Consider the following 12,321-nt stretch of genomic DNA (forward strand, 5'->3'; position numbering starts at 1 on the left):
ACGATTAGGCGACCGAAAGCCTGGACGCCATCGGCGAAGGGGCCGCCCGTGGCGTAATCCGGCACCTGATCGCCGTCGACATCGCCGAGGCCGACCACGGAGAAGCCGAGCGCATCGCCGGGACTGCCCTCGATCGCGTTCAAGAGCGCGCCGGTGGCGCCGGAGTAGACGTAGACCTTGCCGCTGGAGGCACCGGCCGGGAAGCCTGGTGCACCCACGATGTAGTCCGGCGTGCTGTCACCATCGAGGTCGCCGAGCGACTCGGCGACGAAGCCGAAGCTGTCGCCCGGGTTTTCTTCGACCAGGGTGGTGAGCACCTCGATACCCGGTTCCACGAACAACTGGGCATGGGCAGGAAGGGTGCAAAGGCAGGCGGCAGTCAGGGAACAGACTTGGGCGCTGCGCACGGGGGCAGACGGCATGGCGATCTCCTCGAATGATGGCTCAGCCGCGGCTTCACGCTCCGCGGGCCAATCCATCGGCGATACGCGAGCCGCGCCAGGCGATTATTCGAGGGGGCTGAGCCGATCAGCTATCAGATTCTTGCTCAGTTTGCGCGCCAAGCTCACGCTGGCGTTGGCGCGATAGCGCGACGGCGTCAAGCCGAAGGCCCGGTGGAAGCGACTGGTGAAGTGGCTGTGGCTCGAGTACCCCAGGTCGAGGGCGATGGCGGTCAGTGACTCTCCCGCTTCGCTCAAGCGCTGTAGGGCACTGCGCAGACGCAGCTGATCGCGATAGCGGTGCAGCGTCGTGCCGACACTGGCACTGAACGCACGGCATAGGTGGAACTCGGAGCAACCCACCCGCTGCGCTAGTTCGCTAAGGCTTAGGGCACCACCCACCTCGCGCGCCAACAGTTGGCGCGCCGCATCGGCTAGCTCCTCCTTGCGCGCCTTTGCTCGACTGCCAGGTCGCTTTCCCCTCCCCGGCGATCCACCCACCACCCGCTGAAGCAGGGACAGGGCCACCTCGTCCACGAACAGCGGATCGGGCCGCGCCGTGCGCTCCAGGTAGTGCACCAACTCGCGCTGGTGGAGGTAGGTCATGCGATCGGGGAAGGCATGGTTGGTGTGGAAGGGGCGGTCTTCGCGGTCATGCACGCTCGGGTCCGCGCCCGCTATCGCCTGAACCACGGTGGCCGCCCCGTAGGCGAACCACTCACAGCGATCGCCGAGGGCGTGGTTGGCCGTGCGGCGATAGGGCTGGTGATCGTTGTACAGCACCGCCGTGTTCGGATCGGCCACCACGGGCTTGGCTCCCGCCTGCTCGATGATGACGCTCGTGCGCGGGAACACCACCAGATTGCCGTTGTTCACCGCGCCGGCATGGAACGCGGGGTGGCCGATGGGACAGCGGAACTTGCCGATGGAGAGCAACGCGCTGCGGTAGAGCGTGCGTTCGGGGGGCGCGTGGGCCGCGCAATCATCCGCTGGCGAGGGGCGGGCCATAGCGCTCGGGGGGTGTGGGTCCGGTCATTTGGACCCACACCTGGACCGATTGTTCAGTGGTCTCTGATCCCGTTCACCGGCCTACCAGCACCGACGACGAGCAAGCGCGGCCAGGCGCTGCGCCCGCCCCTGGTCGGCGAACTGCGCAGACCACCCGCTAGCGATCAGCGAAGCGGTAGCGGAAGCCAGCGTAGGCCGCTCGACCTGGCGTGGCGAAGCTGATGCTCTCCTGGTAGTCCTCATCGAAGAGGTTTTCGACCCGGGCGTAGAGCTGAAGGCCGTCGATTACCTGGTAGCGCACGTTGAGGTTGAACAGCGTGTAGTCGTCCACCGGGGTCAGCTCCGCGGTGAAGGTCTCGAAGAAGTTGCGGAAGTCGTTGTCCAGCTGTTCGCCGTTGTGGACCATGCTGGCGCCGACGCTCAAGCGATCATTCAGCAAGCGCTGATCGACGATCAGACTGGCGATGTGCTCGGGTCGGCGCACCTCGCGACCTGCGGCATCGGTCGCGTCGGTGTAGGTGTAGGCGGCGCGGACGAGGGTCCCGGTCTGCGACTGGTAGGCTACGCTCACCTCGACACCCTGGCGATCGCTCATACCCTCGTCGTTGTCGACGGAGGAGAGGCCCTGATCGAAGAGGAATACGCTCTGGATCTCGTCTTCGAGTTCCGCGTCGAAGTAGGTGATGTCGGCAACGAACGCCCCGTCCAGTAGCGTCTGCTCGATGCCCACGTCGAAACCCCTGGACTTCTCTGCATTGAGATCAGGGTTGCCGAGGAAAGTCCCCGGCGTAAAGCCGAATTGCTCAAAGAACGTGGGATTCGTCACGCCCACGCCATAGCTGGCGTGCAGGCGCGTACCCGATTCTAGGACGCGATACGAGGCAGCCGCCGACCAGGTCGTTTGGTCCTGGAACTCATCGTTGGCATCATGACGCACAGTGCCCGACAAGAACAGGCGATCGGCTACGTCGAGGCGATGCTCCAGACCTACGCCGAAGAGGGTTCGGTCCTGAGTCGGCTCCTGAGAGGGATCGAAGGGCACCGTGTTGCGAAAAGACTCTTCTTCGAACTCGGCGAATAGCGTGCTTCGCTGGGCGACAACGCCGAGATCAACCCACTCCACGCCGTTGGACAAGGCGACACGCGTGCGGTCGGCCTCCGATCCGAAGGTCCCACCATCGGTGTTGGAGTCGGTCCGCTCGACCGATAGCAACGTGGTCACGCGGTCATCGAAGGTACGCAGGGTCGCCCGAACGCCGAGAGTGAGCGTTTCCATGTCTGTGAACGCGTCGGGGTCATCCACCGACAAGCCCTGCAGCGGCCCGCCGCTGAAGTCGAAGCCATCGATGTCCGTGTCTCGCGTATTGAAGCGACCGATCACATCCAGGCGAAACTGATCGCTGGGCACGAAGGAGAACTTGCCACTGAGCGTGGTGTTTTCGTCATCGTCGTCCTCGGCGCCGAGCGTGTCGTCCTGCGAGAGGTCGAAAGACGACTGACGATGGAGCAACGACAGGCGTCCACTGAATGGCCCGAGCCCACCGCTCAGCGAGAGCATGCTCTGGCGCACATCGTTGGATCCGCCCTCGACGTTGGCGTTGACCGTCAGGCCGTCGTCCGGATCCAGCGTTTCGATACTGATCACGCCGGCTAGGGAGTTAGACCCGTAGAGTCCCGATTGGGGCCCTCGCAGCACCTGGATGCGCTGCAGATCGCCCACCAGCAGCGAGGAGAAATCGAACTCACCGCTGCCGGCCGCCGACACATCGATCCCGTCGACCAGCACCAGCACGTGATTGGCTTCCGCGCCCCGTAAGCGCAGCTGCGACATGCCACCAAAGCCGCCGCTTCGACTGACAGCGACACCAGGCACGAAGCGGAACAGGTCCGCCCCGTACTGCACCCCAACGCTGTCGATGGCAGCACTGTCGAGGGTCGTGACCACGTTGCCAAGCTTGTACTGCTGCGTGGGAAGGCGGGAACCGATCACGATCAGCTCTTCGTCGATCTCCTCGATCGACGCATCCTGGGCAATAGAGGAGAGGGGTTGGGCAAGCAGGCCCAATGCGAGGGTTAGGGACGTGAGCCCCTGAGAAATCCTTGAAGGTTGCAACGTACTTTCCTTGGCAGATGAGTCCAGAGCTGCCGAAAGGTCACGTCGCTGCCAGGATCGTCGACGCCACCCACGCGCGCTTAGCACGGGATGAACGACGGATCGATGCGTACAGGCAGGGAGGGCTTTCCATCGCAGCTCTACCAGCACGCCACTGCAACGGATACCGGCCCGCGAAGATTCCCCGCTTCACGGCGCAGTAGCGATTGTCGGTAGCAGGTCTCCTGGCTCACGCCTCGACGCTCGTTCCCGCCTTCCCAGGTCTTGGCTATCCCGGCGTGGGACACCTCGACGCAGTGGCTCTTTGGAAACTCGCTCCGCGCTTACAGTTGCGAGGACAGCTGCGGATTCTCACCGCATTCCCTTGTTTCACCCCCACGCGTGGTGAGGGGCTTACCGATTTCGCGAAATCTACAGGAGTGGAGACGGGATTGAAACCGGCAAGAAGACCTCAGGCCCCGCAGCGCTGGCCGGTGCGATTTGGCGAGCGTAGGACGACCATGTTCTGTAGCGGTTCATACCTTCACAGCGGTTGGACACCGCTAGCCCGAGCCGTTGTGCTCGAGGTCTAGCGAGGCGGGGGGCTCGTGTCGCCGCACCATGTAGCATTGACGAGAGCAGAATTTTCCGCGGAGTGTCCAATCCCAGCCCCCTCGATCATCTAGGGGTGTCGATCGACGACAAACCCGTAGATCTCAGAGGTAACGAAGATGACCAGCAAGACCTATCTCTTCATCCAACGCAGCCCCAAGCGCGACGACAACGGCCCCCAGGATCCCCCCTCCCCAGCGCAAATGGAGGAGATGTACGCCAGGTTCACCGCCTGGTCCACCAAGTTCAAAGACAACATCGTGGACATGGGCGGCAAGCTCATGGGCGGTCGCGTCGTATCCAAGGACGGCGTGGCCGATGGCCCCTTCGTGGAATCGAAGGAGATCGTCGGCGGCTTCATGATCGTGCGAGCCGCAAGTCTGGAGGAAGCGACGCAGGTGGCGCAGGAGAGTCCCGGCGTGATGCCCGCGGGCAGCAGCGTGGAAATACGCGAGATCAGCGCGACTTGACCTCGGTTGCCGGCGATGTCGACAGGTCGTTTCGCGAGCACTACGCGGAGCTCGTCGCCGTCCTGTCGCACGTCGTCGGCTACCAGCACCTCGCGATCGTCGAGGATGGGGTGCAGTCGGCCCTGATGAAGGCCCTCGAGGCATGGACCCGCCACGGCCCTCCCGCCAACCCGTCAGCCTGGCTCTATCGCGTGGCGCGCAACGAGGTGCTCATGGCCCTGCGCTCGGGCGATGCGCACCGTCGACTTCTGGACGCCCATCGCGCCGATCTGGAACAGGCATCGGACGAGCCGCCGACCGCTCACTTCCCGGGCGAAGTGCTCGATGAGCTCCTGCGCATGATGCTCTCGGTGTGCGATCCAGCCCTTCCCACGCCCTCCCAGATCGCCTTCGCCCTGAAGGTGCTCGGGGGGTTCAGCGTGAACGAGATCGCGCAGCACCTGTTCACGAGCGAGGAGAACGTCTACAAGCGCCTGCAGCGTGCGCGGGCGGTGCTGCGCCGAGCGGATGGCGCCGTTACCAACTTGTCACCGGCGGGCACCGCAGAGCGCATCCCCACCGTGCGCCAGGTGCTGTACGCGATGTTCACCGAAGGGCATCTCTCGGTCTCGTCGACCACGGCCCTGCGCACCGAACTGTGCGACGAGGCGATTCGCCTGACCACCCTGCTCGCTCGCCACCCGCTGGGCGCCGCGCCGCAGAGCGCAGCCCTTCTCGCCCTGATGCACTTCCACCGCGCCAGGATGAACGCCCGTCAGGGCCCCACCGGCGGCTTGGCGCTGCTCGATGAGCAGGACCGATCCCTGTGGGAGCAGGACCACATCGTCGAGGGCATCCGCTGGCTCGAGCGCTCCGCCGAGGGGGATGTCTTCACCCGCTTTCACGCGGAGGCAGGCATCGCCGCCGAACACTGCCGCGCGCACACGTTCGCGGACACCGCCTGGGAGCGGATCGTTGATCTCTACGATCTGCTGGAGCACCACGCGCCCTCCCCCGTCCATCGCCTGAACCGTGCGCTGGCGATTGCCGAGGCGCGTGGTCCGAAGGCGGGGCTAGCCTCCCTGGAAGGGTTCGAGCCGCCAACCTGGCTAGCTGGCTCGTACCTCTGGGCCGCGGGGCTGGCAGACCTTCACCGCCGCTGCGGCCACCGCGAGGCAGCGGTCGAGCGGCGGTCGCAGGCGCTGGCGTCGGCGCCTAACCAGGCTGTAAGAGCGCTGCTAGAACGACGCTTGTTGATCGATTGACCACGACCCGTGGTAGTGAAACCGTAGGGGCAGGCTAACGTTCGTCTGTTGCTGGAAGGAGATCCGCAAACACGAAGCCATCACGTTCCGTACGGTTCCCCACCTCTACGCCGATTGGACTGGCAAACTCCGGCGAATCGAAGGCGAAGGTGTGGAACTCGCCGTTCTCGCCGCAGGGGTCGACGTCTGGCGGTAGCGCTTCGAGCAGCGCCTGGTCGAACTCACGACCCGCCAGATCACTCGGACAGCGCTTTGAGTCTACGCAGGTGATCACCGCGCGCAGACCGCCCGCGACCATCTGCCTAGCGAGCGACGCCGTCGGCTGACGCCACAAGGGAAAGAGCGTCGCCACTCCCAACCGACTGAGCTGCTGCTCTCGGTAGTCGCGGATGTCCTCCAGATACAGGTCGCCGAAAGCCACCGTATCGACCTCGTAACGCGTGCTCGCCTTCGCCAAGGCCTCCCCCATCAGGCGCTCGTACTCGACGTTCGGGCACGGCCAGGGCAAATCCACCGTGAGCAATGGCAGGCCCACCGCCTCGGCCTGGCGCTGGAGCAGTTCTCGACGTACAGCATGCATGGCGACGCGGTTGGCGGGCCGATCGATGGTGGTAAGCAGCCCCACCACCTCGACATCGTGTCGCGTGCGCAGATGGTGCAGGCACCAGGCGGAGTCCTTACCGCTGCTCCACGACAGCAATACCGGCCGCGGTGAGGTACTCACCCGGCGACGTGCGGCAACGAGCTGACCGCAAAGCGCTCGTGTACCGCCAAGCGCACGTTCGGGTCGGAGGGGGGCGGGTGCACCGTGGGGTGTAGGGCATGGGCTAGCAGTTCCAGCCCGTCGATGAGTCGCGGACCCGGACTCGAGAAGTACGCACCGCCGTCGGCCACAATGACCTGCCCCTGCTCCACCGCAGGAAGGGATCGCCAGGCGGGCAAGCCCCGCACTCGGGCGAGATCCTCGCGGGCTCGTTCGATGTCAAAACCGCAGCACCCGATGAAGATCACCTGCGCATGGGCGTGCGCAACGTTCTCCCAGGTCAGGGTCGCAGAGGGCTCGCCGTGACGACCCAGCACATCGACAGCCCCAGCAGCGCGCAACAGCTCCGGCATCCAGTGGCCCCCGCTGAACGGTGGTAACAGCCACTCCAGGAACGCGACTCGCGGCCGCTCGGCCTGCGGGATATCCCGCGTGCGCTCGAGTACAGCCTTCAGGCGCGCACGTAGGCTAGCTACTAGCTCAGTCGCCCGCGCGGACCGCCCGACGCCCTCGCCAACCCGCGCGATATCGACGAAGACCTCGTCAAGCGTCTGCGGGTTCAGATCGATGAGCGCCGGCGAAGACGGCAGCGCTGCGATCGCGCTGGACACATCGCCCGTCGACACGGCGCAGACATCGCATAGGGCTTGGGAGACGATCACATCCGGCGCCGCCGCCGCGAGCTTGTCTGTATGCAGATCGTAGAGTGCATCGTTGCCCTGCTCGAGGTGATCACGTACGAAACTGTCGATCTCATCACTGGCGGCGTGAAGCGGCACGCGAGTGCTGGTCATGACCGGCAAGTCAGCCACATCCGCGGGAAAGTCGCAGCTATGAGAAACCCCTACCAATTGGTCGCGAAGGCCGAGCGCGCACACGATCTCCGTTGCACTCGGTAGCAGGGTGACGATCCTCAAGCCGGAACGACCTCGTCTTCATGACCACGTTCGAGGACCTCGTGCAGCCCGAAGAGCACCAGACTGTAGGCTGCGTCAGCCACTAGAGCTTGCAGGAGAAACGGCAGACCCGCGATGTAGCAGGCGAGCAGCCCCGCTAGGGTGGGGGGGTAAGTGCCGTAGAGCCACATCCCAAAGTTCGAGAGCAGGAAGAAGACCATCGCGCCAAGGGCGACAGCAGCACCGTAGCGCGCAAAGGAACGCTGCTTGCGCAGGAGCCAACGTCCAGCAAAGGTCGCCAGGCAAAAGCCGCCGAACACGCAGATCATGACCCTCGGATCGTAAAAGCCGGTGATGAGAGCCGCGATCGTGAGCGGGACTAGCGGCACCGACCAGGCGAGGGGTTTTGGCCCGTGTGCCCCGCTGTAGAGCGCAAGAGCGCCGATGGGCGACATGCCGAAGGGATGTGGCAGCAGGTGGATGAGGGTGGCGATGAAAACGACAGATTTCTTCATAGGGCTCTGGGCTCTCTTGTCGGGAGGAGCGGGTTATGCCTAGGCGAGGCCCACTCGATACGAAGGGGGCCAGAGTAGCCCACGAGCCGTCTGTGTCCACCCCTGAGGTCAGAACCAGCCTCTCGCCGCCTCAGCTCGCACTATTCACTCACCGGGGCCCGGCATCGCTCAGCGTTTGCGCAGGACGACGCGATTTACCGTCCTGACACGACACCGAGTCGCTACCCCACGTCTAGTTATGCGCTTACGCCCCCGACGCCCCGTTCAACGCCTCCAACGCCGCCTGCCGTGATCGGTCGCCACTGAGCCCCTCCGCCACCTCGCGATAGCGCGCCCGCGAGCGATCATCCAGGCGTTGCGTCCGGGCCAGCCGGCGCAACGCCTCCACTGCGGTCGAGCTCGAACTCATCGAGTCGATCAGCCGGAGCACGTCCATCACCCTGGGCGTCTCCAGCGCACCCGCCATCAGCAGCACGTCCAGCAAGCGTCCCTGCTGGGAACTCGAGTTGATCGTGGGATAGACACGGAGGAACGCGCGCCATTCGTCATCGCCCAAGGTGCGTTCGCGCAGCACAGTGCTGAGCACGTCGGCCGCGCTGCTGTCCGACGCCACCGTGTGCAGCAACTCCAAAGCCACCACGGAACGGGCCGCGTCCACCGGGCTCTGGCGCAGCATCGCTATCAGCACGGTAGCCATCTCGTGGTCGGACTGCAGGCTCGCGGCGGTGTTGGCGAAGGTCTGTAGGGACTCGCCCGACAGAGTCTGGTTGCGCAGCGCCGCGATCAGCACCATCGAGAGCTCATGGTCGGACTGCAGCGATTCGGCCGCTTCGAGCACGTCGGTGAGTTGCTCTGGGCCCAGGGGTTGGCGCAGCAGGTGGAGCAGGAGCATGGACTGCTCGTGATCGCTCTGCACCTGCTTGACGTTGCGCAGATAGGCCGCCCTGACCTGCGTAGACAAGGTGTACCGCTCGGGAACCTTGGCCAGCACCATCGCCGCCTCGTGATCCGAGGCGATCGTCGCCGTTGCATCCATCACGGCCATCAGCGCGGGCTCATCGAGCTCCTCGCGCAACAGGCGCGCCAATACCCTGCCCGACTCGTGGTCTGAGGCGATCGTCATCACCGCCTGCAGATAGGCCAGGTGCAGAGGCTGGGGCAAGCCGATCTTGCCGGACAGCGCGATCAGCAGGTTGGCGAGCGAATGGTCAGAGGTCACCCGTTCACCGGCCACCGCCAGCAGCTCCTGCGCCTCGGTGACGCTGAGATCCGTGTAGGCGATCAGATGCGCAAGGTACTCAGACGCCACGTGCGAGAAGGTGATCTGGCGCACTTCGTCCAGCACAGCGGCGGTGCCGCCGCGGGCGAGGAGCCGTTGCACCCGGCCCTCGGCGTCGAGGCCGCCGTTGCGCAAGACCTGTAGCAGTCTGCCCACGAACCACTGCTGCGCCTGCGTATCCCAAGGGGCCACCTTGCCGTTACGCAAGTAGCGCCGTTCGAGTCGGCCGCTGGTGTCCGGCGTGAGGGTGATCGCGCGACGCTCACGCCCTACGCGATCCTTAAGCTCAAACGAGCCGCCGGGGCTTACGCTCAGGACGTCACGATCGTCCTCGCTCAACTGCAGGTTGCCCTCCAGGCGCACCTCCACCTGCTCATCGTCATCGCGCCAGTCGAGCTTGAGCAACTCGTCTTCCCGGTGCAGCTGCAGGCGAAAGCCATCCTCTTCGTAGGTCATGCGCGTACGCCCACGCGAGGGCATGTGCGGCTCCACCGCGGGCACCGGCTCGACGACCGGTATCGGCTCGACCACGGGCAAGGGTGTGACCGTCGGCTCCGGCGCGGGCACCGGCATGAGCGGTTCCGGGGGCGGTTCGACCTGCGCCATCTGCCCCTCGACCATCGTGAATGCACTCAAGGGAAGCCCCACCGTGAGCCCCCCTAACAGAGCAGCCACCGCCCAAGGCGCACGGGGCGCGCCACGCTCGCGCTCGTCATCGAGCAACGCGTCGACGCGTTCGGCGAGCTCCGACCGTCGCACCATGGCCACGCACGCCGCGGTGGGCTGCATGCGCTCGCGCAGGGCGCGCGCCACGGCGACCAGGTCGCCGGCGTAGTCGGTGGCCGGTGCACCGTGATCGATCACGTGATCGTCGCTCGCCAACTCCGCCTGACGGTGCCATTCGCTGCACGCGATCCACACCAACGGATTGAACCAGTAGAGCGCGCGCACCACCGTGCCGAGGAGCTGCACCGCCCAGTCGTGGCGACGCACGTGCGCCAGCTCGTGGGCCAGCACATGAGCCAAGCGTTGCTCCGTCCACTCGTTCGCCTCGCTCGGCAGCAGCAGCTGCGGGCGTAGCACGCCGAAGGTCACCGGCACGGCGATCATGTCGCTCAGGCGTACGGCGATCTGGCGTCGTAACCCCATCCGCCTCCGTACCTGATGAACACCGGCGAGGACGCCAGCGCTCGCCGTGGCGGTCGCCGCGGCGGCCAGGCGCGTGGTCGCGCGCCAGGCCCGCAGGAGTCGCACCAGCAGGCCCGCTGCACCGAACGCCCACACTAGCGAGAGCATCGTCTGCAACGACGGGCCACTCGGATCGACAACGCTCTGCGCCACCGGCGGGGGCACGGGCTCAGCGGGGGGCGCGACCGTCACCGCGTCGATGTGCACCTGGGAGAAGGAGGCCGCCGGCTCGGCGGGCTCCGATCGACTCACCTCTACGGCCATGGGCGTGGGCGCCCTCGGCGCCGCAAGTTCCCAGCGGGGCAGCACTTGCGTCAGCACCGGCAGGAGTAGCAACCCAAAAAGGCCGGCGGCCCAGACCCCGGCCTTGGTCGCGGCCGACGCGTGGCGCATGCAGCGCGCTGCCAGGCAGATAAGCGCAAGCCACACCACGCTCTTGAGCGCCAGCCAGGCCAGGGGAGGCATCGTCCATAGGGATTCGATCATCATCATTTGTCCTCCCGCCGCGCACTCGCGATCTTCGCTTCCAACTCGTCCAGCTGGTCGTCCGTCAGTTCGTCGTGCTTGAGGTCCAGCAGGGCGGCCAGCACCTGTTCAGGCGAGTCGTCGAAGAAGGTGGAGAGCACGCGCTTCAAGGCCGAGGTGCGCGCTTGCTGCAGTGGGGTGGTGGGCACGTAGAGATAGCGTGGGCCGTCCTGTTCGTGGCGCACGTGTCCCTTCTCTTCCAACACCCGCAGCATGGCGCGCACGGAGGAGTAGCTGGGGGGATCGGGCATCTGCTCACGCACCTGGGCAACGGCGGCGCGCCCTTCCCGGTAGAGCACGTCCATCACCTCTCGCTCGCGGCGACTGAGCTTCTGATCGCTGGCCATCTCGCACCTGCTATAAATCTAGCACGGTGCTATTTTTATAGCACCCCTGACCGACAGTCAAGGATTGGTAGCGCCCTACTCTCGCGCCGTCACCCTGGCAGGCGCGTGGACGATGGGGTGCGAGGGACGATGTCGCCACAGGCGGGCGACCTCCACCCGCCCCTGCACGTGCAGCTTCTCCAGAATGTTGTGCACGTGGTTCTTTACCGTCTGCAAGCCGATGCCCAACTCGCGGGCGATGCCCTTGTTGCTCAACCCGCGCTCGATGAGCCGCGCCACCTCTCGTTCTCTGGGGGTGAGCACGGACCCGGGCCCTTCCCCGTCGCGATCGCGGCGCTCGGCTGCGACGACACCGGACGCCACGCGCGAGAACAGCACGGCCGTCGCGCCCGGCGAACACGTCGCTCCGCCGTTGGCGACCGCATGCAGCTGACCGATGAGATCCTCCAGGGGCGTGCCGCAGGTGACCACACCGCAAGCGCCCGTCTGTATCGCATCGATCACCAGGTCGTCCTCGTCCGGCACCCCGAACACCACGACGCGCGGTGCGGGTCGCAGCGCCGTCAGGCCACGCAGGGACGCCAGCCCCGCGCCGTGGCCCTCGAGGTCCAGCAGGACGATGCTGATGTTCTCGGCACACACCCGAGCGTGCAGGGCACTCGCGTCGGTCAGGTCATCCTCGACGCTGACATCCACGTCCGCCTGTTGCTCCAGTGCATGCGCAAGGGCGTCGCGCGAGGCGCGGTTGCGCTGCACGATCAGCACACGAATGCTCCCGTTAGCCATGGCCTGCGACTCCTTTGCTGCCCTGGGTGGCGAAGGGGCGTGCTCCTATCCTGATGCCCACGAACGACGCGTGGCGCGAACAGCAGATGCCGTATTGACCGACGAACGGCAACGGCAAACTCGGAAACAGCGTTGGGCGGAGGGCTGCTCGCGGCA

At 65.7% G+C, this 12,321-nt stretch carries 11 protein-coding genes and 1 riboswitch; of the genes, 2 read left to right on the plus strand and 9 right to left on the minus strand.

Features of this window, described 5'->3' with window-relative positions; all coding sequences use genetic code 11:
- From AAF184_21600 to AAF184_21610, 3 genes are all read right to left on the minus strand, one after another.
- On the minus strand, nucleotides 1–422 hold a 422-nt coding region (locus AAF184_21600), incomplete at its 3' end, for an integrin alpha (protein ID MEO0424945.1).
- Between the two features lie 84 nt (nucleotides 423–506).
- Nucleotides 507–1,448, minus strand: a complete 942-nt coding sequence (locus tag AAF184_21605) for a helix-turn-helix transcriptional regulator (GenBank protein MEO0424946.1) — start codon at nucleotides 1,446–1,448, stop codon at nucleotides 507–509.
- A 157-nt stretch (nucleotides 1,449–1,605) separates the two neighbouring features.
- Complete coding sequence (locus AAF184_21610) at nucleotides 1,606–3,561, minus strand: TonB-dependent receptor (GenBank protein MEO0424947.1); 1,956 nt, start codon at nucleotides 3,559–3,561, stop codon at nucleotides 1,606–1,608.
- A gap of 196 nt (nucleotides 3,562–3,757) precedes the next feature.
- A riboswitch (cobalamin riboswitch) is annotated at nucleotides 3,758–3,973 on the minus strand.
- A gap of 298 nt (nucleotides 3,974–4,271) precedes the next feature.
- Between AAF184_21610 and AAF184_21615 the strand changes: the two genes are divergently transcribed.
- Together AAF184_21615 and AAF184_21620 are read left to right on the plus strand one after the other, a co-directional pair.
- Nucleotides 4,272–4,622: a YciI family protein gene (locus tag AAF184_21615; GenBank protein MEO0424948.1), complete on the plus strand. Its 351-nt coding sequence runs from the start codon at nucleotides 4,272–4,274 to the stop codon at nucleotides 4,620–4,622.
- Nucleotides 4,619–5,866, plus strand: a complete 1,248-nt coding sequence (locus AAF184_21620; GenBank protein ID MEO0424949.1) for a sigma-70 family RNA polymerase sigma factor — start codon at nucleotides 4,619–4,621, stop codon at nucleotides 5,864–5,866. Before AAF184_21615 ends, AAF184_21620 begins: the two co-directional genes overlap by 4 nt.
- 34 nt (nucleotides 5,867–5,900) lie before the next feature.
- On the opposite strand, the gene AAF184_21625 is transcribed toward AAF184_21620, so the two are convergent.
- The 6 genes from AAF184_21625 to AAF184_21650 form a co-directional block, all read right to left on the minus strand.
- Nucleotides 5,901–6,590, minus strand: a complete 690-nt coding sequence (locus AAF184_21625) for an ATP-binding protein (GenBank protein MEO0424950.1) — start codon at nucleotides 6,588–6,590, stop codon at nucleotides 5,901–5,903.
- Complete coding sequence (locus AAF184_21630) at nucleotides 6,587–7,546, minus strand: cobalamin-binding protein (GenBank protein MEO0424951.1); 960 nt, start codon at nucleotides 7,544–7,546, stop codon at nucleotides 6,587–6,589. Before AAF184_21630 ends, AAF184_21625 begins: the two co-directional genes overlap by 4 nt.
- On the minus strand, nucleotides 7,543–8,040 hold the full coding sequence (locus AAF184_21635) for a DUF6580 family putative transport protein (GenBank protein ID MEO0424952.1): 498 nt from the start codon (nucleotides 8,038–8,040) through the stop codon (nucleotides 7,543–7,545). The genes AAF184_21630 and AAF184_21635 overlap by 4 nt, the downstream gene beginning before the upstream one ends.
- A 244-nt stretch (nucleotides 8,041–8,284) precedes the next feature.
- Nucleotides 8,285–10,999, minus strand: coding sequence for a M56 family metallopeptidase (locus tag AAF184_21640; GenBank protein ID MEO0424953.1), 2,715 nt, complete (start codon nucleotides 10,997–10,999; stop codon nucleotides 8,285–8,287).
- Entirely contained in the window at nucleotides 10,996–11,379 is a 384-nt protein-coding gene (locus tag AAF184_21645; GenBank protein MEO0424954.1) for a BlaI/MecI/CopY family transcriptional regulator, read from the minus strand. Before AAF184_21645 ends, AAF184_21640 begins: the two co-directional genes overlap by 4 nt.
- Before the next feature lie 75 nt (nucleotides 11,380–11,454).
- Complete coding sequence (locus AAF184_21650; GenBank protein MEO0424955.1) at nucleotides 11,455–12,165, minus strand: response regulator transcription factor; 711 nt, start codon at nucleotides 12,163–12,165, stop codon at nucleotides 11,455–11,457.
- Nucleotides 12,166–12,321 lie beyond the last annotated feature (156 nt).

It is taken from the genome of Pseudomonadota bacterium (assembly GCA_039815145.1).
In the GTDB taxonomy this organism is placed as follows: Bacteria; Pseudomonadota; Gammaproteobacteria; order Steroidobacterales; family JBCBZW01; genus JBCBZW01.